21 protein-coding genes are annotated in these 25069 nt (G+C 37.4%); 12 read left to right on the plus strand and 9 right to left on the minus strand.

All coding sequences use genetic code 11. From position 1 onward, the window contains the following. Positions 1-23 precede the first annotated feature (23 nt). The 4 genes from dnaE to G508_RS0100245 all read right to left on the minus strand — a co-directional run bounded on the left by dnaE (position 24) and on the right by G508_RS0100245 (position 7051). Positions 24-4538, minus strand: a complete 4515-nt coding sequence (dnaE, locus tag G508_RS0100230) for a DNA polymerase III subunit alpha (RefSeq protein WP_026703433.1) — start codon at positions 4536-4538, stop codon at positions 24-26. 213 nt (positions 4539-4751) lie between these two features. Continuing rightward, on the minus strand, positions 4752-5144 hold the full coding sequence (locus G508_RS0100235) for an RNA recognition motif domain-containing protein (RefSeq protein WP_026703434.1): 393 nt from the start codon (positions 5142-5144) through the stop codon (positions 4752-4754). A 102-nt stretch (positions 5145-5246) separates the two neighbouring features. After that, a complete protein-coding gene (locus tag G508_RS0100240) occupies positions 5247-6461 on the minus strand; it encodes a sensor histidine kinase (protein WP_026703435.1) in 1215 nt (404 codons plus the stop codon). A 62-nt stretch (positions 6462-6523) separates the two neighbouring features. Further along, the gene (locus G508_RS0100245; RefSeq protein WP_026703436.1) at positions 6524-7051 is read right to left on the minus strand and encodes a DUF6252 family protein; all 528 of its coding nucleotides are present in this window, start codon (positions 7049-7051) and stop codon (positions 6524-6526) included. Positions 7052-7304: 253 nt separating this feature from the next. On the opposite strand from G508_RS0100245, the gene G508_RS0100250 reads away from it, so the two are divergent. The 4 genes from G508_RS0100250 to G508_RS0100265 all read left to right on the plus strand — a co-directional run bounded on the left by G508_RS0100250 (position 7305) and on the right by G508_RS0100265 (position 10597). Continuing rightward, positions 7305-7880, plus strand: coding sequence for a 30S ribosomal protein S16 (locus G508_RS0100250; protein WP_026703437.1), 576 nt, complete (start codon positions 7305-7307; stop codon positions 7878-7880). Between the two features lie 13 nt (positions 7881-7893). Beyond that, positions 7894-8418: a ribosome maturation factor RimM gene (gene rimM / locus G508_RS0100255; RefSeq protein WP_026703438.1), complete on the plus strand. Its 525-nt coding sequence runs from the start codon at positions 7894-7896 to the stop codon at positions 8416-8418. Positions 8419-8494: 76 nt separating this feature from the next. After that, the gene (locus tag G508_RS0100260; RefSeq protein ID WP_035693783.1) at positions 8495-9205 is read left to right on the plus strand and encodes a tRNA1(Val) (adenine(37)-N6)-methyltransferase; all 711 of its coding nucleotides are present in this window, start codon (positions 8495-8497) and stop codon (positions 9203-9205) included. Positions 9206-9418: 213 nt separating this feature from the next. After that, positions 9419-10597 (plus strand): acyl-CoA dehydrogenase family protein, encoded by a 1179-nt coding sequence (locus tag G508_RS0100265; RefSeq protein WP_026703440.1) that lies wholly within the window; start codon positions 9419-9421, stop codon positions 10595-10597. A gap of 139 nt (positions 10598-10736) precedes the next feature. Here G508_RS0100265 and pckA read toward each other — a convergent pair whose 3' ends face one another. Both pckA and G508_RS0100275 read right to left on the minus strand, forming a co-directional pair. Next, on the minus strand, positions 10737-12341 hold the full coding sequence (gene pckA, locus G508_RS0100270; protein WP_026703441.1) for a phosphoenolpyruvate carboxykinase (ATP): 1605 nt from the start codon (positions 12339-12341) through the stop codon (positions 10737-10739). A gap of 78 nt (positions 12342-12419) precedes the next feature. Next, on the minus strand, positions 12420-12806 hold the full coding sequence (locus G508_RS0100275) for a DUF423 domain-containing protein (protein ID WP_026703442.1): 387 nt from the start codon (positions 12804-12806) through the stop codon (positions 12420-12422). 119 nt (positions 12807-12925) lie between these two features. Here G508_RS0100275 and G508_RS0100280 point away from each other — a divergent pair, with 119 nt between their 5' ends. After that, positions 12926-14311: a saccharopine dehydrogenase family protein gene (locus G508_RS0100280; protein WP_026703443.1), complete on the plus strand. Its 1386-nt coding sequence runs from the start codon at positions 12926-12928 to the stop codon at positions 14309-14311. Between the two features lie 405 nt (positions 14312-14716). Further along, complete coding sequence (locus G508_RS0100290) at positions 14717-15187, plus strand: Lrp/AsnC family transcriptional regulator (protein ID WP_026703445.1); 471 nt, start codon at positions 14717-14719, stop codon at positions 15185-15187. Between the two features lie 442 nt (positions 15188-15629). Here the strand turns inward: G508_RS0100290 and G508_RS0100300 are convergent, their stop codons facing one another. Together G508_RS0100300 and G508_RS0100305 are read right to left on the minus strand one after the other, a co-directional pair. After that, entirely contained in the window at positions 15630-16328 is a 699-nt protein-coding gene (locus tag G508_RS0100300; RefSeq protein ID WP_026703446.1) for a zinc metallopeptidase, read from the minus strand. A 193-nt stretch (positions 16329-16521) separates the two neighbouring features. Then, positions 16522-19623 carry a leucine--tRNA ligase gene (locus G508_RS0100305; RefSeq protein WP_026703447.1) on the minus strand — a complete coding sequence of 1034 codons (3102 nt, stop codon included), beginning with the start codon at positions 19621-19623 and terminating at the stop codon, positions 16522-16524. Between the two features lie 518 nt (positions 19624-20141). Between G508_RS0100305 and G508_RS0100315 the strand changes: the two genes are divergently transcribed. The 4 genes from G508_RS0100315 to truB all read left to right on the plus strand — a co-directional run bounded on the left by G508_RS0100315 (position 20142) and on the right by truB (position 22927). After that, positions 20142-21017 carry a cell division protein FtsX gene (locus G508_RS0100315; RefSeq protein ID WP_026703449.1) on the plus strand — a complete coding sequence of 292 codons (876 nt, stop codon included), beginning with the start codon at positions 20142-20144 and terminating at the stop codon, positions 21015-21017. Positions 21018-21071: 54 nt separating this feature from the next. Further along, a complete protein-coding gene (locus tag G508_RS0100320) occupies positions 21072-21311 on the plus strand; it encodes a DUF3098 domain-containing protein (RefSeq protein ID WP_026703450.1) in 240 nt (79 codons plus the stop codon). A gap of 89 nt (positions 21312-21400) precedes the next feature. Then, positions 21401-22210, plus strand: coding sequence for an undecaprenyl-diphosphate phosphatase (locus tag G508_RS0100325; protein ID WP_026703451.1), 810 nt, complete (start codon positions 21401-21403; stop codon positions 22208-22210). Between the two features lie 6 nt (positions 22211-22216). Further along, entirely contained in the window at positions 22217-22927 is a 711-nt protein-coding gene (truB, locus tag G508_RS0100330) for a tRNA pseudouridine(55) synthase TruB (RefSeq protein ID WP_026703452.1), read from the plus strand. Here truB and G508_RS0100335 read toward each other — a convergent pair whose 3' ends face one another. Further along, on the minus strand, positions 22928-23518 hold the full coding sequence (locus tag G508_RS0100335) for a thioredoxin family protein (RefSeq protein WP_026703453.1): 591 nt from the start codon (positions 23516-23518) through the stop codon (positions 22928-22930). 116 nt (positions 23519-23634) lie between these two features. Here G508_RS0100335 and pyrH point away from each other — a divergent pair, with 116 nt between their 5' ends. After that, the gene (gene pyrH / locus G508_RS0100340; RefSeq protein ID WP_026703454.1) at positions 23635-24342 is read left to right on the plus strand and encodes a UMP kinase; all 708 of its coding nucleotides are present in this window, start codon (positions 23635-23637) and stop codon (positions 24340-24342) included. A gap of 72 nt (positions 24343-24414) precedes the next feature. Next, on the plus strand, positions 24415-24978 hold the full coding sequence (gene frr / locus G508_RS0100345; protein ID WP_026703455.1) for a ribosome recycling factor: 564 nt from the start codon (positions 24415-24417) through the stop codon (positions 24976-24978). Positions 24979-25069 lie beyond the last annotated feature (91 nt).

Below are 25069 nucleotides of genomic sequence, written 5' to 3' on the forward strand. Positions count from 1 at the left end.
TCAAGTGATTGACATAATTGATACTAATTTAGTTTGAAATCTACTTGAAGTTTTTCGAGTTCTTGCAACAATTCGTTAGAAATTTTAATTTTCAATTTTCGGCTTGGCATTGTCAATCGGGTTAAGATCCGCTCCTCTTCGATTACTGTTGGAACTGATTCTTGCACTGGTTCCAGATTTTCTTCGTCTCCCGAAACTTCTTCACTATCAACCACAACTGGTTCTGACTGAATGATTCGCTGTACCTTATCTTTTTCTACAACTTCAAAAGTTACCTGATGATCGCCTTTGTGTTGATTGAAAATCGCATTTAGATTCGAAATTAAATCGGTTTCGAGTTTCTTAATATCGATGTCGATTATTATTTTTTTGGCAAATGAAGTAAGAATATCCTGAAGTTGTTTAGCTTCGAGAAACTGCATTCTAGGCTCACTTTTTTTGCCAGTTTCATTATTTGTCCAACCTTCTTTGACATTGATTTTGAAGTAGACAAAATTATTGGCGATCAAGAAATAATGGAATTTCAAGTATTCTTCGCCAAAAATTTTGAATTCGTAACTTTCGTCATAGCCTTCTAAAGTGAAAATTGCCCAATCTTTTCCGTTTTTGGCAGTTCGCCTTTGTACATTGGTTACAATTCCTGCAACAGTTAGATTTCGCCCCACAAATCGTTCGAGACTTTTGAGGTACTCCAATTTTGCATTGCAGAAATATTTCATTTCGAATTTAAAATCGTCAAGCGGATGCCCCGAAATATAAATCCCGACCACTTCTTTTTCCTTGGCCAATTTTTCCATCGTACTCCAATCTTCACAAGGCGGAATTTGCGGTTCGGCAATTTGTACTTCCGAAGCATCACCAAATAAACTTACTTGAGATGAATTTTCATTCTCTTGAAATTTTGCTCCATAGCGGATGGCTTTTTCTAAAAATGTAATATTGTCGCCATCATGATGGAAATATTGTGCCCGGTGTGTGTCTGTAAAACAATCAAAACCACCTGCTAATGCAAGATTTTCAAATGCTTTTTTATTAGCGGCTCTCAAATCGATTCTCTTTGCCAAATCGAAAATTGATTTATATTTTCCGTCTTTTCTGTTCTCTACAATCGTTTGAACGGCTCCCATTCCGACACCTTTTACAGCACCAATTCCAAAACGGACAGCATAATTTTCGTTTACCGTAAATTTATAGTAGGACTCGTTGACATCTGGACCTAAAACCTGCAAGCCCATACGTTTGCATTCTTCCATAAAAAACGAAACCTGCTTGATATCGTTCATGTTATTCGAAAGAACAGCTGCCATATATTCTGCAGGATAATGGGCTTTTAGATAAGCCGTTTGGTAAGCAATCCATGCATAGCAAGTAGAATGCGACTTGTTAAACGCATAACTCGCAAATGCTTCCCAGTCTTTCCATATCTTTTCTAAAATAACTGGATCATGTCCTTTTTCAGCGGCTTGATTAACGAATTGAGGCTTCATTTTATTGAGGACTTCAATCTGTTTTTTACCCATTGCCTTACGCAAAACGTCGGCATCACCTTTTGAGAATCCCGCCAATTTTTGCGACAAAAGCATTACCTGCTCTTGATAAACCGTAATTCCGTAGGTTTCAGCCAGATATTCTTCACAGGCTTCTAAATCGTATTTTATTTCTTCTTCTCCATTCTTTCTTCGAACGAAGGAAGGGATATACTCCAAAGGTCCTGGACGATATAAGGCATTCATGGCAATTAGATCGGCAAAAACCGTAGGCTTCAAATCCTTCATGTATTTTTGCATTCCGGGCGACTCATACTGGAAAACTCCAACCGTTTCACCCCTTTGGAATAGCTCATAAGTTTCCTTGTCGTCAATTGGAAAATTGTCTGGGTCTAAGTCTATTCCGAGACGGTATTTTACCAATTTAACCGTATCTTTTATCAAGGTTAGGGTCTTCAAACCCAAGAAATCCATCTTTAGTAATCCGGCACTTTCGGCAACCGAGTTATCAAATTGGGTTACATATAATTCTGAATCTTTAGCTGTAGTAACGGGAACGAAATTCGTAATATCGCTTGGAGTAATGATAACCCCACAAGCGTGAATTCCAGTATTTCGCATCGAACCCTCCAATATTTTCGCCTGCTGAATGGTTTCTCCTGCTAAATCATCTACTCCAGCAATTGCAATCAATTCCTTGACACGATCAAATTCTTCCGAACGTAATGCTTTTTTAACTTCGCTTTCATCTTCAGATAAAAAACGGGCCAAATTCCACTTGGAAGGCATCATCCCTGGAATTAGTTTTGCAATTCTATCGGCTTCAAAAAGTGGCAAATCCAATACACGAGCGGTATCACGAATAGCCGATTTTGTTGCCATTTTACCATAAGTGATAATTTGAGCAACCTGATTGGAACCATATTTATTGATCACATAATCCATAACTCGACCTCGACCTTCATCATCAAAATCAATATCAATATCGGGCATCGACACACGATCGGGATTTAGGAAACGCTCAAAAAGCAGATCATATTTAATCGGATCGATATTGGTAATTCCTAAACAATAAGCAACCGCCGAACCCGCTGCAGAACCACGACCTGGCCCAACCGAAACATCCATTTCTCTTGCTTTAGCAATGAAATCCTGCACAATCAAGAAATAACCTGGATATCCGGAGTTTGAAATTGTTAACAATTCAAAATCAAGACGCTCTTGAATATCGGGTGTGATTTCACCGTATCTTTTTTTAGCACCCACCATTGTAAGGTGTCGCAAATAGTTGTTTTCTCCACGAACTCCACCATCAGCCTCATCCTCAGCAACGAAAAATTCCTCTGGAATATCAAATTTTGGAAGTAAAACATCGCGATATAAGGAATAAGCTTCAACCTTGTCAATCACTTCTTGAATATTAATGATAGCTTCGGGCAAATCAGCAAAAATTTGCTTCATTTCCTCGCCCGACTTGAAATAATATTCCTGATTTGGCATTCCATAACGATAGCCTCGACCTCGGCCAATTGGCGTGGTTTGCTTTTCACCATCTTTAACACACAACAAAATATCATGTGCATTGGCATCTTCTTTATTGACGTAATAGGTATTGTTTGTTGCAATGAGCTTGACATGATGCTTTTTTGCGAAAGCGATCAAAGTTTGATTTACACGATTTTCGTCTTCCTGTTTATGACGCATCAATTCGAGATAAAAATCATTCCCGAATTGTTCTTTCCACCAAATCAAAGCTTCTTCAGCCTGATGTTCCCCAACATTTAAAATCTTGCTTGGAATTTCTCCATATAAATTTCCCGACAGGACAATTAAGTCTTCTTTATATTGCTCGATGACAGTCTTGTCAATTCGTGGTACATAATAAAATCCGTCTGTAAAAGCGATAGACGACATTTTGGCCAAATTGTGGTAGCCTTTTTTATTTTTTGCCAATAAAACAACCTGGTATCCGTTATCTTTTTTGGTTTTGTCTTTATGGTTGTCACAGATATTGAATTCGCAACCTACAATCGGGATGATTTCAGTTTCCGTTACTTCTTCTCCGCTTTCAACTAAAGCTTTATTTTTTGCCGAAATGGCTTTGTTGTGATTCATGACAGCACTCACAAAATGGAAAGCTCCCATCATGTTTCCCGTATCGGTCATGGCAACGGCTGGCATTTTGAATTTGGCTGTAGCCTTAACCAAATCATTGATGGCGATGGTGGATTGCAAAACCGAAAACTGGGTATGATTATGCAAATGTGCAAAAGTGGCACTTTTTAAATCGCCTTTTACTTCATCAGAAATGATTGTCTGCTGATCTTCCTTTTGGATTTTTTGAAGACGAGCTCTGATTTCATCCGAGGCTTTTTTGAGATTAATATGTTTTAATCCTATAAGCTGGACTTCTCCAGTATTGTAGTTTTTGAAATCTTGAAAATAACCTGCAGGAACATCAAGTTCTTCTTTTGTAAAAACTTCTCGACGAATTAATTCTAGGAAACATCTGGTTGTTGCCTCAACATCGGCAGTAGCATTATGAGCTTCTGCAAAGGGTTGATTGAATAGATATTCGTGTAATTCCGTCAAAGTTGGAAGTTTAAATTTTCCACCTCTACCTCCTGGAAGTTTTAAAAGTGAAGCTGTAACTTCGGTACAGGTATCGAGAACTGGCATAGAACTCATAGGGGAATTTACACCCATTCGGTGGAATTCACATCCCATAATATTGACATCAAAGCCTAAATTTTGACCTACTATAAATTTTGCTTTTGATAAGGCTATGTTGAATTTTTCTAATACCTCGTCAAGCGAAATTCCCTCGGCTTGAGCCAATTCGGTCGAAATACCGTGTATTCTTTCGGCATCATACGGAATATTAAAACCTTCAGGCTTTACCAAATAATCCTGATGCTCGATGAGTTTTCCCATTTCGTCGTGCAACTGCCAAGCAATCTGGATGCATCGAGGCCAGTTGTTGACATCAGTAATGGGTGCATCCCAACGTTTTGGTAATCCGGTGGTTTCGGTATCGAATATTAAATACATAGGCTGAAAAATTCCAGAAAAAATTAAAATCCCAAATTCCAGAATAGGGATTACACAAAATTACGTTTAAATATTTTTTGTATCAATTATACTTATCAACAAAACAAAAAACCATTCGCCAAGTTGACGAATGGTTTTGTATAGGTAAAAAAATAAAGTTAATCGCTAACAGTACATCATCCCATTATTGGATAGAATCCGAAAAAGAAGTTATTAGTAACCTCCTCTGTTTCCACCTCCACGGTTGTCTCCACCACGGCTGTTTCCTCCGTATCCACCACCGCTATTACGGTCGTTTCCACCTCTGAAACCTCCACGAGAATCACCACCACGGTTTCCACCGAAGCTTCTTCTTTCTCCTTCTGGTTTTGGCTCTGATTTATTTACTACAATTGCACGTCCTTGAACAGTAGCTCCGTTCAATTCGTCAATCGCTTTTTGTGCTTCATCATCGTTTGGCATCTCAACAAAACCAAATCCTTTACTTCTTCCAGTAAATTTGTCTGTAATAATTTTTACAGAATCTACTGCACCATAAGCCTCGAAAGACTCTCTTAAATCTGCTTCCTCAATACTAAATGGAAGGCTTCCAACAAAAATATTCATATGTACTATTTATTATAATTCCAACAAATGTAGTTTATTTAATTTGTAAAACACTATATATTAGATTATTTCTAAAGCCGTTTTAGAAAATTAACTTTAAATTTAGATAAAATCAAACTTGCTGATGGTAAAATCAAATTTTGTCCCACGTCCCACTTCAGACGTAACTCTTATTTTTCCTCCAAGCCCATCCACTATTTTTTTCACAGTAGAAAGTCCGATTCCGTTCCCTTTGTTTCCAAATCGGTCCTCGGAAGTCAGAACTTCAAAAATAATAAAAATCTTTTCCAGATTTTCCTGCTTGATTCCTGATCCATTATCGATTACAGAAAATTCATAAAAATTCTCGGTCTCACTAAATACAATCTCAATTGAAATTTTAGGCTTATCATTATATTTTATACTATTGGCAATCAAGTTAATCAAAACCTGCTGAAGTGCCACGCGATTGGTAAAAACGGTTTGACTTTCAAAAACAAGAACAAATTCATACTCATTTTTGTTGTCCAACATTTGAATAGTTTCCTGTACCAATTTTTTGACATCAAAAACACTTCTGGCCTCTACCAAAACAGCATCACTCTTACTATGCTCTAAAATTCCGTCAACCAAATTACGAAGTGATTTCGAGGAAGTGTCGAGCATTTCCATCAACATTTTTGCCTCGTCATCTAAATTATCGGCATATTGGGAAATTAAAATCTCTGTCAAGCTCGAAATATTATTCAGTGGCGATTTGATATCATGTGCTGCTACGTGTGCAAATTTCTCTAACTCTACGTTTCTAGTTTCGAGATCTTTTGAGAATTTCTCGAGCAGCATCTTACTCTTTCTTAATTCAAATAAACTTACAACTTGGTTAGAAAGTGCTTTTAAAGCGATCAACTGTTCGTCGTTGAGTTCCTTTGGCTTATCGTCGATGACACACAATGTTCCAAGCGGTAATCCCTCAGGACTCACCAGCGGAACTCCTGTGTAAAAAATAACATGTGGTTCTCCAACAACTAATGGATTGTCCGAAAACCTGGAATCGAGTCGTGAATCTTTTACCGTGAAAATCTCATTAGGTTCAATAATTGCATGAGCACAAAACGAATCATTCCTGCTCGTTTGCCCTACATTCAAACCTACTTTTGACTTAAACCATTGTCTCTTTTCGTCTATTAAACTGATGGTTGAAATCGACGTTTCACAAATCTTTGAAGCAAGCTTGGTAATGTCGTCATACTCTTCTTCAGGAAGCGTGTCTAATATGGAATATTCTTTTAAAGCCTTTAATCTTCTAGACTCATTTTCGGGTATGGGTGGAAATTGCATATTCTTTTTTTCAACTAATTTGTAAAAAAAAAGCCATTCTGTTGAGAATGGCCCGTTGTTATCTATTGATTCACTCCGAAAGTAATTGGTATTTCATAGAACACACCATTTTGAAAATTAATCCTTTCTGGTGCACCAGGAATTTCCCCTACATATGGAGCATCGAACCTGAACGATCCTGAAATGGTTCCTGGCTTTTGAACTGGATCATTATTTTGAAGCACCAACTCACCATTTGGATCGTCAGCAATTCCTGTTTCAAATTCATAGGTAGCTCCATTGTCTATAAAAGAATGGTAAGCTCCGCTGTTTTCATCATTTCCTAATTCGAAAGTTGCATTCTGGAAAAAAGATGATGTTCCTGTTCCTGTAATTATCACTGGATAAGCATGAAATCTAACTTCTTCCAAGCCTTGATAACCAGTTAAAACCAATGTACTGTCTAACGGATTATATACTGCAGAATAGTCCTGAGCTCTCCACATAAAGTTATCTTTTCTAGCCTGAAAAGCCGGAGTATTGAAACTAACATCTTCTTCACACGAAGCAAATACGGCTAAAATTATTAAAAGCGATACAAATTTTTTCATTTAAAATATAAATTTTAGATATTGGGTATTCTAATTAATTGATTACAAAAATAGTTTTTAAAACGAAATATGCTAAACAAATTTGGACAAATTCGCATTATGAATTAATAATTAACAAATTTCTGCCTCAAGGTGATATTAAAAATCAATAAAGCATTAAAAATCAAGCGTAAAATAGCACGAATCAAAAAAAGATGTATATTTGCACCCTTAATTAATCGGGGTCGTGTACCTCAAAATTTAATCTTAGATTATGTCTGTAAAAATTAGATTACAAAGACACGGTAAAAAAGGAAAACCTTTTTACTGGGTTGTAGCGGCAGATGCTCGCTCAAAAAGAGATGGTAAATACCTAGAAAAAATTGGTACTTACAACCCAAACACTAACCCTGCAACTATCGACTTGAACCTTGATAGCGCTGTAAAATGGTTACACAATGGTGCTCAGCCAACTGACACTGCAAGAGCTATCCTTTCTTACAAAGGTGCTTTATTGAAACACCACCTTGATGGCGGAGTTCGCAAAGGTGCTTTGACACAAGAACAAGCTGATGCTAAATTAACTTCTTGGTTAGACGAGAAAGCTGGAAAAGTAGATGCTAAAAAAGATGGTTTATCAAAAGCTCAGGCTGATGCTAAAGCAAAAGCTTTCAAAGCAGAACAAGAAGTAAATGCAAAACGTTTAGCTGCTGCTGCAAAAGCTGAAGCTGATGCTATCGCTGCAAATGCTCCAGTTGAAGAAGAAGCTGCTGACGAGGCTGTTGCCGAAGTTGAAGCTACTGAAGAAGCTCCAGCTACTGAAGAAAACAACGAAGAAACTCAAGCTTAATTTTGATGCGATAATGCGTAAAGAAGATTGTTTCTATTTAGGTAAAATCGCAAAAAAATTTAGTTTCAAGGGTGAAGTCCTTATCTATCTAGATACTGATGAACCCGAGTTATACGAAAACTTGGAATCAGTGTTTGTCGAATGCGGCAAACACTTGGTTCCTTTTTTTATTGAAAACAGTTCGCTTCACAAGAATGACTTTCTAAGAGTTCGTTTTGAAGATGTGAACAATGAGGAAGAAGCCGATGCCATACTTGGTAATCATATTTACCTTCCTTTAAAAATGTTGCCAAAACTTTCCGGCAACAAATTTTATTTCCACGAGGTAATCGGTTTTGAAATCGAAGACAAACGTTTGGGCGTTTTCGGAAAAATTCAATCGGTTAATGACACTACAGCTCAACCTCTTTTTGAAGTTTTGAATGGCGAAGTGGAAATACTAGTTCCAATGATTGACCATTTTCTTGTAAAGATTGATCGCGAGAATAAAAAAGTGGTGATGGATTTACCTGAGGGATTAATTGAGATGTACTTGTAAAAAGTATTCAGTATTCAGTCGGAATGTTCAGTTCCTAATACTCGGAAATCAGCATTCAAAAAATTAAATCATTTCTATGTCTTTTCAATTCAAACAATTTTCTATAGAACAAGACCGTTGCGCAATGAAAGTTGGAACCGATGGTGTTTTGCTTGGAGCTTGGTCGCCAATTCCTGAAAATGCTTTTAGCGTTTTGGATATTGGAGCTGGAACTGGAATCATTGCCTTGATGATTGCCCAAAGAAGTTTTGCCGAACAAATCGATGCTTTGGAAATTGATGAAGAAGCTTATGAACAAGCGGTAGAAAATTTTGAAAACTCACCTTGGAGCGACCGATTATTTTGTTTTCACGCAGGTTTGGATGAATTTGTAGAAGAACCAGAAGATGAATATGATTTAATTATTTCGAATCCTCCTTTCTATACTGAAGATTTTAAATCTGATAACGAACAAAGAGATTTGGCTCGTTTTGCTGATGCAATGCCTTTTGAAGAATTGATTGAAGCCGCAGGCTTATTACTTTCAGAAAACGGAATCTTCTCCGTTATTATTCCTTTTAAAGAAGAAGAAAAATTTATTGCCTTGGCAAAAGAGGTTGATTTATTTCCAATAAAAATCACTCGCGTGAAAGGAACTCCAACTACCGAAATCAAACGCAGTCTTTTGGCTTTTAGCCGAAATGAAACGGCCAATTTTCCTATTGACGAATTGGTTATTGAAACTTCCCGACATATTTATACAGAAGAATATATCGCTTTGACTAGGGATTTTTATTTGAAAATGTAGGTTATGGTATAGCCGTTTTCGCAATAGGGATAGTAGTGGAAATCCTTTTTTGTTTTTTGCTGCCAAAAACAAAAAATATTGTAACGGATAGCCTGGCCGTTTACGGATTGCCCAAAATAGAAAATAACCGAATATTACCTATAAAATATCACTTTGAATTATTGATTTGTTAGAAATGATTCGTTATTTTTGCGAAGATTTAAAAAACATAACATGAGACCAGACCTTTTTCAAGCTCCAGATTATTATCTTTTAGACGAATTATTATCAGACGAACATAAAATGGTACGTGACGCAGCCCGCGAATGGGTAAAGCGTGAAGTATCGCCAATTATTGAAGAATATGCTCAAAAAGCAGAATTTCCTAAGCAAATCATTAATGGTTTGGCAGAAATTGGTGCTTTTGGACCTTATATTCCTGAGGAATATGGTGGTGCAGGATTGGACCAAATTTCTTACGGATTGATCATGCAAGAAATCGAAAGAGGAGATTCGGGCGTTCGTTCGACAGCTTCTGTTCAATCTTCCTTGGTGATGTATCCAATTTGGAAATACGGAAACGAAGAACAGAGAATGAAGTATTTGCCAAAGTTAGCTTCTGGAGAATTCATAGGCTGTTTTGGCTTGACCGAACCTGACCACGGATCTAATCCTGGCGGAATGACAACCAACTTCAAAGACAAAGGCGATCACTATTTATTGAATGGTGCCAAAATGTGGATTTCTAATGCTCCTTTCGCAGATATCGCTGTAGTTTGGGCAAAAGACGAATCAGGAAGAATCCACGGATTGGTTGTAGAAAGAGGAATGGAAGGCTTCACGACTCCAGAAACACATAACAAATGGTCACTTCGTGCATCTGCAACAGGTGAATTGATTTTTGATAACGTAAAAGTTCCAAAGGAAAATTTATTACCAAATAAGTCAGGTCTTGGAGCCCCACTTGGATGCTTGGATTCTGCTCGTTATGGAATCGCTTGGGGTGCTATTGGTGCTGCAATGGATTGTTATGATACCGCTTTGCGTTATGCAAAAGAAAGAATTCAATTTGACAAGCCAATTGCTGGAACTCAATTGCAACAAAAGAAATTAGCCGAAATGATTACTGAAATCACAAAAGCTCAATTGCTAACTTGGAGATTAGGAGTCTTGAGAAATGAAGGAAAAGCAACTTCTGCTCAAATCTCTATGGCAAAAAGAAACAATGTGGATATGGCCATCAATATTGCCAGAGAAGCACGTCAAATTCTTGGCGGAATGGGTATCACGGGCGAATATTCGATCATGCGACACATGATGAACTTAGAATCTGTTATTACCTATGAAGGAACCCACGATATTCACTTGTTGATTACAGGAATGGACATCACCGGAATTGCAGCTTTCAAATAATAGAACTCTATTCAAATATAAATCCCGTCTCATTTCTTATAACCAGACGGGATTTTTTTTTTGCAGTACAACCAAATAAAAAAACCCAACTACTTTCATAGCTGGGAAATTTGGGAATTAAAACTAACTTTTGTTTCTTTTATACTAATGGTCCACCTGCCAAAATTTCTTCGTTGGCAAACTCTTCGAACTTCGCAAAATTTTCTTTGAATTTCTGACCTAGTTCTACCGCTTTTACATCATATAAATCCTTATCAGCCCATGTATTTCTAGGATTTAAAACTTCACTAGGAACATTTGGACAAGATTGTGGTTTTGCAATTCCGAAAACACTGTGATTTACAAATTCTACATTATCTAAATCTCCGTTTAAGGCAGCCGTGATCATTTCACGTGTGTATTTCAATTTCATTCTGCTACCAATTCCGTAAGGACCACCTGTCCAACCCGTGTTGATTAGCCAGACTGTAACACCAGCATCTTTCATTTTCTTGCTCAACATCTCAGCATATTTTGTTGGATGCAACGGCATGAATGGTGCACCAAAACAAGCAGAAAAATTAGGCTGTGGTTCCGTAACCCCGGCTTCAGTTCCAGCAACTTTTGCAGTATATCCTGAAATAAAATGGTAAGCCGCCTGTCCCGGTGTCAATTTAGAGATTGGAGGCAAAATTCCGAATGAATCAGCTGTTAGGAAAAATATATTTTTTGGGTTTTTCCCAATAGAACCTTCTTGAATATTATCAATATGGTAAATTGGGTAACTTACTCTCGTGTTTGGAGTGATTGAAGTATCTTCAAAATCTACTTCATTTGTACCCGCTTTAAAAACCACATTTTCAAGGATTGCACCTTTTTTGATCGCTCTAAAGATATCCGGTTCATTTTCTTCTGTAAGGTTCACCACTTTAGCATAACATCCACCTTCAAAATTGAAAACAGTATTTTCGCTTGTCCATCCGTGTTCGTCATCACCAATCAGTTTTCTTTTTGGATCTGCAGACAAAGTTGTTTTTCCGGTTCCTGACAATCCGAAAAAGATTGCAGTATCACCATCATTTCCAACATTAGCCGAGCAATGCATTGGCAAAGTATTTTTATCAACTGGAAGGATGAAATTCAAGGCAGAGAAAATACCTTTTTTCATTTCACCTGTATAACCCGTTCCTCCAATCAAGGCAATTTTTCTAGTAAAGTCTAGTATGGCAAAATTATGCTGACGTGTTCCATCTACAGCTGGATCAGCCATGAAACCTGGAGCACATACCACGTGCCAATCGGCTGTGAATCCTTCAAGTTCCGAAGCTTCTGGTCTCAAGAACATATTGTAGCAAAACAAATTAGACCAAGCCGTTTCGGTAATAACCCTAACGTTTAGTCTATAATTGTCATCTGCACATACATAACTATCTCTAACAAAAATTTCGTTCTTAGCAGAAAGGTAATTGGTTACTTTATCGTAAAGCTTATTAAAATTTTCTGATGAAAACGGAATATTTACTTTTCCCCACCAAACTTTATCTTCTGTAATGCTGTCTCTAACTATAAATCTATCCTGTGGAGACCTTCCTGTAAATTCACCAGTATTGATGGCCAAAGCCCCTGTAGAATTCTCAACCCCTTGTCCAGATTGGATAGTGATGTCGTGAAGCTCGTCTGGAGTCAGTTGGTAATGTACATTTGTGTTTTTGATCCCAAGACCTTCTAACGAAATCGATTTCGTAAATAAAGCGTTATTATCCATAATTTTTTTGTTATGTTGTTTTTAAACAGAGTACAAAAGTAAAAATTAATAATTACAACGATGTAGTAAATTGAAAAATTATGATTTTTTGTTGAAAAAATCGAAGAATAACCAAAGCCAAGCCACAATTAATAGGAATCCTCCAATAGGTGTTACGAATCCGATAACTTTGAAATCAAAACTTGTCAAGTCATTTGTAGCCAAAAGATAAATGGAACCCGAAAAAAGTAGTAAACCAAAAACAACCAAATAATAAATCACCTTCTTTGCCTTTTCCGAAACTAAAACTGACGTGCCCACAAGCAATAAAAACAAGGCATGATACATCTGATATTTTACTCCAGTTTCAAAAGTTGCAAGTTGCTCTAGATTCAACACTTTCTTTAATGCATGTGCTCCAAAAGCACCAAAAATTATAGCAATAGCACCTATTATTGCAGCAGTAGAAATTATCTTTTTGTTCATCATTTATAAATTTTGTATAAAGTTACGAAACACCATTTCAAAAAAATATAAAAGATTAACAACATTTTTCTTTTTTATAAATATAACAAATCACTACTTTTGTGTGACACAAACTAACTATGAGACACATACTAATCATTGGAGCAGGACGATCAGCATCCTCATTAATCCAATACCTTCTGAACAAGTCCGAAGAGGAAAAACTACACCTCACCATCGGAGACTTATCGCTGGAATTAGCCGAAAAGAAAACGGACAATCACCCAAATGCCACTGCAATAGCATTTGACATTTTTGATGAAAATCAAAGACAAGCACAAATCCAAAAAGCTGACATTGTTATCTCGATGTTACCGGCTCACCTGCATTTTGAAGTAGCAAAAGACTGCATCAAATACAAAAAGCACATGGTAACCGCTTCCTATGTTAGCGAAGCCATGCAATCATTAGACGGTGCTGCAAAGGAAAACAACTTGGTTTTCATGAACGAAATTGGGCTAGATCCGGGCATCGACCACATGAGTGCCATGAAAATCATCGATGAAATTCGCGAACAAGGTGGAAAAATGTTGCTTTTTGAATCGTTCTGTGGAGGTTTAGTTGCTCCAGAATCCGACAACAACCTATGGAATTATAAATTTACTTGGGCTCCAAGAAACGTAGTTTTGGCTGGTCAAGGTGGTGCCGCAAAATTCATCCAGGAAGGCACTTATAAATACATTCCGTATCATAAATTGTTCCGCAGGACTGAATTCTTGGAAGTAGAAGGTTATGGGAAATTTGAAGGTTACGCCAATCGCGATTCATTAAAATACCGCGAAATCTATGGCCTTAACGACATTCTAACTTTATACAGAGGAACCATCCGCCGTGTTGGTTTTTCCAGAGCCTGGAACATGTTTGTACAACTTGGTATGACCGATGACACCTACCTCATTGACAATTCTGAAACCATCAGTTACAGGGATTTCATTAATTTATTCTTGCCCTATCATCCAACGGACTCTATAGAATTGAAAACCCGTTTGAGCCTTGGTATCGAACAAGATGATATTATGTGGGACAAATTGGTCGAACTGGACATCTTTAACGAAAACAAAATTGTTGGACTTAAAAATGCAACTCCAGCACAAATTCTAGAAAAAATCCTAAACGATAGCTGGACCCTAGAAAAGGACGACAAGGACATGATTGTCATGTACCACAAATTTGGCTATGAACTCAACGGAGAACAAAAACAAATCGACTCCAAGATGGTGTGCATTGGCGATGACCAAACCTATACCGCAATGGCCAAAACCGTTGGACTTCCAGTAGCAATGGCAACCTTGCAAATCCTCAACGGAAACATCAAAACGCCAGGTGTGCAATTGCCACTCCATAAGGAAGTCTACTTGCCAATCCTCAAAGAATTAGAAGAATTTGGAGTAAAATTCTACGAACGCGAGATGCCTTATGTGGGCTATAACCCCGACAAAGTTGGCGTAAATCTTAAGTTCTCATAAATAACAAGAATCCGTTTCGAGAGAAGCGGATTTTTTTTGTCGTTTTAATTAGAAGCGAATCAACAGTCTTAAAAATAAAACCATGTTCCTGCTGGATGCCACTATCTTTTGTTCTGAACCCCAGAACAAAAGGATAGTGACAACCATCAGGGCTATTATGAAAACTATAGGCTCCTTTATATTCGCTTGGAATCAGAATCAATAACCAACGAATCACAACGGATTAAAATCCGTTGCTATAAAATGAGTCGTTCCTACGGAACTCGGCCGGGATTGACAGAGCCAGAGGCTCGGAACATATTCTAACACCAGATTTTAATCTGGTGGCAATTCTACCATCATAAATCCTTATATTTACTTTTCAATTTAAACCAAAAACAACCTTTAGGTTACAATAAAAACAAAATGAAAATAAACTCCTTACAAATAGAAATAGACGGAATCGACAAAGAGATACTTCGCGACCTCATGGACGATGCCCGAAAACCCATACTCCAAATTGCTAATAAAATTGGAATTTCGGGAGCGGCAATCCACCAACGCTTACGAAAACTGGAACAATCGGGTGTGATTTCGGGATCAAAGTTTGTGGTCAACAATAGGGTTTTGGGCTACAGCACGATGGCTTTCGTGGGCATCTATCTGGAAAAAGCGGCAACAAATCTTGAAACCGTAAAGGAACTAAAAAAAATACCTGAAGTTCTAGAATGCCATTATACCACCGGAAACTGGTCGATCCTGATCAAGATTATCTGCCGTGATAACGAACATTTGATGACGCTATTAAATACTAAAATTCAGGCTATTGAAGGCGTTTCGAGAACAGAAACATTCATTTCGTTGGATCAACAAATTGAAAGACAAATTCAATTATAAATTTTAGATTGTCGATTTCAGATTGTCGATTTCAGATTGTCGAGCACCAGATTAAAATCTGGCGCTACAATATGTTCTGAGCCTCTGGCTCTGTCAATCCCGGCCGAGTTCCGTAGGAACGACTCATTTTATAGCAACGGATTTTAATCCGTTGGATTTTCAATTCATTGGGATTTCAATTCGTTGAGATTTCAATTCGTTGGAATCTTTATCCATTGGTTATTGATTGTGGTTCCAAGCGAAAATAAAGGAGCCTTAAGTTTCCTTTTAGCCCTGATGGTGCTATTGTTTGAGCTCTTGCAACTGCCGTAAGAGCTGTTGCAAAGCGAGTGGCATCCAGCTGGAACATGGATCTACTCTAATTACCAAAGATTCGCTCCTTATTATACATAAAAAAATCCGCTTCTCTCGAAACGGATTATAATTATTTTGTCTTCTGAGATTAGTCTCTTGAACCTCCAAAAACTTGCAAAGCCCAATATAGCAGAGAAGCCAATGCTCCAATTGCCGCTACAACATAGGTTCTTGCAGCCCATTTCAAGGCGTCTTCTGATCCTGCATATTCTTGCTGGCTCAGCATGTTTTTATTTTTTAGCCAAGCCAAAGCTCGGTTACTGGCGTCATACTCAACTGGCAAGGTGATGAAACTAAATGTGGTAGCTATAGCCATCAATCCCAAACCTGCAATAGCAATATAGTAGCCAAATCCGGCTCCAGCAGCAGCTCCCAAAATTAATCCCCCGATAATCAACCACTGCGACATTCCTGAAGCAACGTTCACTACAGGAACCAATTTAGACCGCATCGTTAACCATTCATAAGCTGTGGCGTGTTGAACAGCGTGTCCCACCTCGTGAGCGGCAACGGCTGCAGCAGCGGCATTTCGTTCGTTATAAACGGCTTCGCTCAAGTTCACCGTTTTATCGGCTGGATTGTAATGATCTGTTAAACGTCCTGGTGTTGAAATCACTCGAACGTCACGAATGCCATGATCGGCAAGCATTTTCTCTGCGATTTCGGCACCACTCATTCCGTTGCGTAAACCTACTTTTGAGTACTGCTCGAACTTGCTTTTCAATCGGGCACTAACAGCCCAACTCACTAAAGCGATAACCCCGATTAATATATAATATCCTATCATTTTGTTTTGATTTTATTGTTTGTTCAAATATAGCAAAATATACGCCAAATGATAGCAGATGTCATTTTGACACGAGTTAAAGATTTTGTAAAATATTTTTGCCACAGATTTCAAGGATTAAAAAGGATTAAATTTCTGTGAAAAATAATCCACTAAATCTGTGGAATCTGTGGCAAAAAAAATGAGCTAATGACTATCCCACCAAGTTGATGATTTTTCCTGGAACGATGATCACTTTATTAGGCATCTTCCCGTCTAATTGCTTGATGGTTCTTTCGTCTTTCATCACAATTTCCTCGATTTGTTCCTTGGTTAGATCCAAAGGCAATGTCATCGTGAAACGCATCTTTCCGTTGAACGAAACTGGATATTCCTTGCTGCTTTCTACCAAATATTCTGGGTTGAATTTTGGGAAAGGAGCTGTTGAGATACTTTGCTCATGCCCTAGTCTTTTCCATAATTCTTCGGCGATGTGTGGTGCATAAGGCGAAATCAAAATCGCCAAAGGCTCTAGAACCGAACGTTCGTGGCATTTTAGAGCCGTGAGTTCGTTTACGGCAATCATAAACTGGCTTACGGAGGTATTGAACGAAAATCCTTCGATGTCCTCGGTTACTTTCTTGATGGTTTTGTGTAAGGCTTTCAAGGCTTCTGGTGAGGCTGGGTTTGAAGTCACAATCAATCCTGATTCGTCGAAATACAGTTTCCATAGTTTTTTCAAGAACCCGAAAACCCCTGTGATTCCGGCGGTGTTCCAAGGTTTTGCTTGTTCTAATGGTCCTAGGAACATTTCGTATAAACGTAAGGTATCGGCTCCGTATTCTTCGCAGATGTCGTCTGGCGTTACTACGTTGTATTTTGATTTGGACATCTTTTCTATTTCGCGAATTGTAAAAAACTTTTGATCATCGTTTATTACCTCTAAGCCATTAGAATCTAAATACAAAGCAGAATTTGTTTCAGAATTCCACTTTTTTAGCCTGTAAATATCAACTTCGTCAGTTGTTCCTTTTAGGTATTCAATTGGTAAGTGAATTTTAGCATATCCATTATACTCAATATAGACAGTTTCTATCCTAATTTGAAAATGTTTAAAAACTAATTTTTTCCATTCTTCTCTCAAAACTGTTAGATAATCAAATTCATTTAATTTTTCCTGAACATATCTTATACCTTTTGACTCAAAATCAGAAGAGAGAAAAATAGATTCGCAATTACGTATTAAAAAATTCTCTTCCTCGTAAAATTCTTTTGTAATTTTTCCTTCTACTAATTGGTACAAATTTGATTGAAATCTAAATAATAATCTAAATAGAAAACCGCTCATCCCCAAAATCATCCCCTGATTGATCAATTTCTTGAACGGTTCTTCTTGGTTGACAAAACCTCTGTCCTTCAAAAATTTGTTCCAAAAGCGGGAATACAGCAAGTGGCCTGTGGCGTGTTCGCTTCCTCCTATATATAAATCGACATTCTGCCAATAGTTTTGTGCTTCTTCCGATACAAATTCGTCGTTGTTGTGAGCATCCATATATCGCAACCAATACCACGAACTTCCTGCCCAACCTGGCATGGTGTTCAATTCCAATGGAAAAATAGTCACATTGTCAATCAACTGATTACTGACTACTGAACACTGAACACTATCCCAAGCCCAATCGGTTGCGTTTCCTAAAGGCGGTTGTCCGTCTTCGGTTGGCAAATATTTTTCAACTTCTGGAAGGCGAATCGGAAGATGCTGTGTTTCGATCATTTGTGGCAATCCGTTTACATAATAGACCGGGAAAGGTTCGCCCCAATATCTTTGGCGGGAGAAAACGGCATCACGCAAACGATAATTTGTTTTTCCTTTTCCTTGACCTAATTCTTCTAAAGCTTCAATGGCTTTTTGAGTGGCTTTCTTATAATCCAATCCGTTTAGGAAGTCGGAATTAGCAATCACCACATTGTCCTTTGAACCGTAGGCTTCTTCCGAAATATCTACGTTGTCAAATATATTTTTAATCTCGATATTGAAATGTTTTGCGAAAGCATAATCGCGTTCGTCGCCACAAGGAACGGCCATAACGGCTCCTGTTCCGTAACCTGCCAAAACATAATCGCCAATCCAAACCGGAATGGCTTCTTTCGTGAAAGGATGTTCAGCATAAGCTCCTGTGAAAACGCCTGAAATGGTTTTTACATCGGCCATTCTTTCGCGTTCGCTGCGTTTTGCAGTTGCTTCAACATAGGCTTCTACGGCTTGTTTTTGTTCGGGTGTTGTGATTTTGGCCACTAAATCGTGTTCGGGTGCCAAGGTCATAAATGTCACTCCGAAAATCGTGTCGGGTCTTGTGGTGAAGACTTCAATTTTATGGTCGTTGGTTTCGTCTCCGCTTAGAATATAATCAACCGCATTTCGTTCGAACTCTGAATCTTTTACCTTAAAAGTAACAGAGGCTCCAACTGATTTTCCGATCCAGTTTCTTTGGCTTTCTTTTAGAGATTCTGTCCAATCGATGGTATCCAAACCTTGAAGCAAACGTTCAGCATAGGCCGAAATTCGCATACTCCATTGTGTCATTTTCTTGCGGATTACAGGATGTCCTCCACGTTCTGAAACACCGTTTACGATTTCGTCGTTTGCCAGAACAGTTCCCAATGCCGGACACCAGTTTACTTCGGTTTCAGCAAGGAAAGTTAATCTGTATTTTAGTAGAATTCGTTCTTGTTCTTCTTTTGAATAGGATTTCCAGTCTTCTGCAGAGAAAGTTGGAATATTATCATCGGAAACGGCGTTTACTTTTGCGTTTCCGTTTTCTTCGAAATCCATTATCAATGTTTTGATATCTCTGGCTTCGTTGGCATCTTTATCGTACCAAGAATTGAACAATTGGATGAAAATCCATTGTGTCCATTTGTAATAATCGGCATTTGAAGTTCGCACTTCTCTGCTCCAATCGAATGAAAAACCGATTTTATCGAGTTGTTCTCTGTAACGTGCGATGTTTTCCTTCGTGGTTTTATCCGGATGCTGACCAGTTTGAATGGCATATTGTTCTGCCGGAAGTCCGAAACTGTCGTAGCCTTGCGGATGCAAGACGTTGAAACCTTGGTGGCGTTTGAATCGTGCATAGATATCAGAGGCAATGTAACCCAGCGGATGCCCAACGTGCAAACCAGCTCCGGATGGATAAGGGAACATGTCTAAGACATAGTATTTTGGCTTGTCTGAATTATTTTCTGCAGCAAAGGTTTGGTTTTCTGCCCAGTGTTTTTGCCATCTGGCTTCGATTTCGTTAGGGTTGTATTTCATTTCTATAATAATGACACCCCCTATGGGGTTTTGGTTTGTTTTATTTGTTTCTATAATAATGGCAACCCTACGGGTTTTTGTAATTATCAATCATTTCACATCTATAATAATGGCAACCCTATGGTTTTTTTCTAAAAAACTACTAAAAATTTTAATCCCGTAGGGATGCCATTTTTGTAGAAAAAAATAATTAAGACCTTTTTAAAATCCCGTAGGGATGATATTTTGATTCGTAATTTATTTTAACGTAATCCTAAAACCAAAGATTCCAAAGATAAAATGGATTTTCCAATAGCCCCGATTGGAGAAAGTAGCTTTTTGTTCTGGGGTTCAGAACAAAAACTACTTCGGAAAGCGGGAACATGGACTCCAAAAATGCCCGAACGATTTGCTCCTATACAAAAAAAATCGATTCGAGGTGGCAAATTTACGTTTATTGTACGAAAGTTGAAACTTTGAACGTTATAAACTGTGTTTAAAGAAATTCTTTATTATTTTTACCAAAAATTATTATATAGATGAGTTCTTCTTACGATAAATTTCAAAAACGCAGACTGCTTTCTTCTTATTTTTCGGTTGTTTTAAGTGTATTCCTGGTGCTTTTCCTGTTGGGAATATTAGGCCTTTTTGTTGTAAATTCTAAAAAACTTTCGGACGATTTCAAGGAAACAATCGTAATGACGGTTTTTATGAAAAATGAAGCCAATGACACGATTATCAAGGCTTTTGACGATGAAATGAAAACAGCGAAGTTTATACTTTCGCATACTTATGTAACCAAAGAAGAGGCTGCAAAAATCCATACCGACATTATTGGAGAAAATTTCATGGAGTTTTTAGGTGCGAATCCTTTGCAGAATTCGTTTGACTTGCATTTGAAGGCCGATTATATTGTTAACGACAGTATTGCAAAAATTGAAACGCGTTTGAGAAGCAACGAAATGGTTTCGGATGTGGTGTATGATAAACAATTGGTGAATTTAGTGAACGACAATATTAAAAAAGTGAGTTTTTATATCCTTTGCATCAGCGGATTTCTTGCTTTGGTGGCGGTTTTATTGATCAATAGCTCGATGCGTTTGTCGATTTACTCGAACCGATTTATCATCAAAACGATGCAGATGGTTGGGGCTACGAAGTCGTTTATTAGAAAACCATTTATCTGGAGAAGTATTAGATTGGGAATTATTGGTTCGGTTTTGGCGATTTTGGCCTTGATTGGAACACTATATTATATCGACACGAATTATCCAAACCTTGAAATCCTGGAAGACCAATTGATGACGGGAGCTATTTTGCTTGGTGTGCTTTTGGTTGGGATTTTGATTACTTGGATTAGTACGTTCTTTGCTACTCAACGTTTCTTGAACTTGAGAACGGACGATCTTTATTAGAAAGAGGGAAGTTGGAAGACGGGAGACAAAAAAATAGATTAAAATATATATACAATGGAAAATAAACCACAAAAGCAGTTTCTTTTTGACAAAGTGAACTATAAAATTTTACTGATTGGTCTAGCTGTTATTACTTTAGGCTTCATTTTGATGTCTGGCGGAGGTAGTGAAGATCCAGCGGTTTTTAGCGAAGACATCTTTAATTTCAGAAGAATCAGATTGGCACCAACGACGGTGTTGATTGGTTTTGGAATTACGATTTACTCCATTTTGAAAAACCCGAAGAAGAATTAGTTAATTTGATAATTCGGTAATTAGATAATTCAAATTGCCAATTCAACTCATTATCTAATTTTCTAATTACTACATTTTCTACTTATTTTATGGATTTAATACAAGCGATTCTTATTGCAATTGTTGAAGGCCTGACAGAATATATTCCTGTTTCTTCAACAGGTCACATGATTTTTTTGAGTTCTTATTTTGGAATACAAGAGGATGATTTTGTAAAGCTATTTCAGGTTTCGATTCAATTTGGAGCCATCTTGGCTGTTGTAGTTTTATACTGGAAAAAGTTTTTTGATTTCAGTAAATTCAATTTCTACATCAAATTGGCCTGTGCCGTTGTTCCTGCTTTAGTTCTGGGTTATATTTTTGATGATTATATTGATGCGGTTTTGGGAAATCCCATTCCAATTGCGATTGTATTAATTGTTGGTGGTTTCGTATTGCTTTTTATTGATAACTACTTTCAAAATCCAACTATTGTTAGTGAAGAACAAATTACCATCAAGAAAGCCGTAACAATTGGTTTTTGGCAGTGCTTGGCGATGATGCCAGGAACAAGCCGTTCAGCCGCTTCTATTATTGGGGGGATGCAACAAGGATTGACACGACAAACTGCTGCCGAATTCTCTTTCTTTTTGGCAGTCCCTACAATGTTGGCAGTTACGTGTTATTCGGTTTTTCTAAAGACGTATAATGATTCACAACTTAAAGGTTATGAATTATTGATGGAAAATGGCGAGAACTTGAAGCTGTTTCTAATCGGAAATCTTATTGCTTTTGTAGTTTCAATTATTGCCATAAAATTTTTTATTGGTGTTATCAAAAAATACGGTTTCAAACCTTGGGGTTGGTATAGAATTGTGACTGGAAGCTTGCTTTTGGTTTATTTCATTTATCTAAAATAATTTAAATTGACAGCACAAGATTATCAGGAAGGCCAAGTTATATTGATTGACAAACCCTTGCATTGGACTTCCTTTCAGGCGGTTAATAAACTCAAATATACCTTAATCAATAAAGCAGGGCTTCCTAAAAAATTCAAGATTGGTCATGCCGGTACTTTAGACCCTTTGGCAAGCGGATTATTAATTGTTTGTACTGGAAAATTTACCAAAACGATTTCAGAAATTCAAAGCCAAGCCAAAGAATATACCGGAACTTTCTACATTGGCGCCACTACTCCATCCTATGATTTGGAAACAGAAATCGATCAGACTTTTCCAACTTCTCATATCAATGAAGATTTGATTCATGAAACCGTAAAGCAGTTTTTAGGCGAAATTGATCAAGTTCCGCCTATTTTTTCGGCTATTAAAAAAGATGGAAAACGTCTATACGAACATGCTCGTGCAGGAGAAGAAGTTGAAATTCAATCTCGGAAAACCACTATTTACGAATTCGAAATAACCAGAATAGCACTTCCAGAAATTGATTTCAGGGTAAAATGCAGCAAGGGAACTTACATCCGTTCCTTGGCCTTTGATTTTGGAAAAGCAATGGAATCAGGTTCGCATTTGACGGTTTTAAGGCGTACGAAAATTGGTGATTATAGTGTTGAGAATGGAGTTTCACCTGAAGCCTTTGTAGAGCAAATTACTAAAATCTCCGAAGCTAATTCTTAATTACAAAAGGTTTAGAATCTCATCTTGAGTCGAAATCCCCTTGTCGTGCAAATACCATAATTGCAATTCGGTTTTGATGGTTTCATCAATCACTCCGAATTTTTCCTTATACTCCTTCATTAATTTTGTTGCTCCAGACGGTCTTGGCCCCCAATCGGCAATTACATTCAAAGTTTCTTTTTCAAGGACAATTAACTTTGGAATCGACTTTCCGCCATTGGTCAAAAACAAATTCATCAAAGCTTCATTCTCATCACGGAAAACAATTTTTAAATCTATATTTTCAGACAATTCTGCCATTTTATTGAAAATTGGCAATAATTGAGCGGCATCGCCACACCAGCCTTCAGAAATGACCAACCAGATATATTCATTCTTCAGGTTTTTCAATCTCAATATATTTTCTTCCGAAATCTTTATTGTTTTCTCCAAACGGTTCATTCTTGTTTCGTTCAACTGACTGTAGTGCAGCAAATCTTCTGACTGCGTATTTCCTGAAGATTTACCTTCTTGAAGCAATTGCGAAACCGTAGTTCTATATTCTGAATAGGAAAAACTTCTTTCAAGACTTTCCTGTAGTATATCTTTCATAATCAAATTTTGAACTGCAAAATTAATTCAAAAAAACGAATTCCATATTTTTCTGAAAACTATATTTCAAAAAAACAGAATATGTATATATTTGCACAACTCAACTAAAGTAACAGATGAAATACAAAAGAATACTCTTAAAATTAAGTGGTGAAGCGTTAATGGGTGATCGTCAGTACGGGATTGATCCTGCAAGATTGGCCGAATATGCTTCGGATATTAAGCAAATTCACGACAAAGGTGTGGAAATTGCGATTGTAATTGGTGGAGGAAATATCTTTAGAGGAGTTGCTGGAGCAAGTAACGGAATGGACCGCGTTCAGGGTGATTATATGGGAATGTTGGCAACAATTATCAACGGAATGGCATTGCAAGGTGCTTTGGAAGATAAAGGAATGCTGACGCGTTTGCAAACTGCTTTAAAAATTGAAGCAATTGCAGAACCTTATATTAAAAGAAGAGCCGTTCGCCATCTTGAAAAAGGCAGAATCGTAATTTTTGGAGCCGGAACTGGAAATCCTTATTTCACAACTGATACAGCAGCCGTTTTACGTGGTGTTGAAATTAATGCAGATGTGATTTTGAAAGGAACAAGAGTAGACGGAATCTATACTGCAGATCCTGAAAAAGACCCAACGGCAACAAAATTCGATTACATTTCGTTTGAAGATGTATTGAAAAAAGGATTGAATGTAATGGACACAACCGCTTTTACTTTGAGCCAGGAAAATGAATTGCCAATTTTGGTTTTCGATATGAACAAGCCAGGTAACTTATTGAAAATTTGCGAAGGAGAAAATATTGGAACAGTAGTAAATATTTAGTGTTCAGTAATCAGTGTTCAGTAATCAGTAACTCAGACAACCGACAACTAACAACCGATAACAAATAAAAAAATGACTGAAGAAATTGAATTTATATTAGACAGCACAAAAGAATCTATGATAGGTTCTATTGCTCATTTGGAGAAAGAATTCTTGAACATCCGTGCAGGAAAAGCCTCTCCAGCAATGCTAGGAAGTGTTTTTGTAGATTATTATGGATCTCAAACTGCACTTTCCCAAGTTTCTAAAATCAGTGTTCCTGATGCAAGAACGATCACGATTCAACCGTTTGAAAAAAATATGATTCAGCCAATTGAAAAAGCAATTCAGATTGCAAATATTGGCTTTAATCCGATGAATAACGGTGATATGATTATTATCAGCGTTCCACCTTTGACGGAAGAACGCCGTCGTGATTTGGCAAAACAAGCAAAGGCTGAAGCCGAAGATGCAAAAATCGGAATCAGAAATGCTCGTAAAGATGCCAATACTGATATCAAGAAACAGGAAAAAGACGGAACTTCTGAAGATATCTGCAAAAAAGCAGAAGAAGATGTTCAGAAATTAACCGATAGCTACATTAAAAAAATCGACGAACTTTTGGCTGTTAAGGAAGCTGAAATTATGAAGGTTTAAAATCATAAATATTTTATAAAATCCGCCTTGTTTATCGCAAGGCGGATTTTTTTTATCAAAGAGTTTGTAACTTGCACTGCAATTGAAAATC

This window comes from Flavobacterium soli DSM 19725 (assembly GCF_000422705.1).
In the GTDB taxonomy this organism is placed as follows: domain Bacteria; phylum Bacteroidota; class Bacteroidia; order Flavobacteriales; family Flavobacteriaceae; genus Flavobacterium; species Flavobacterium soli.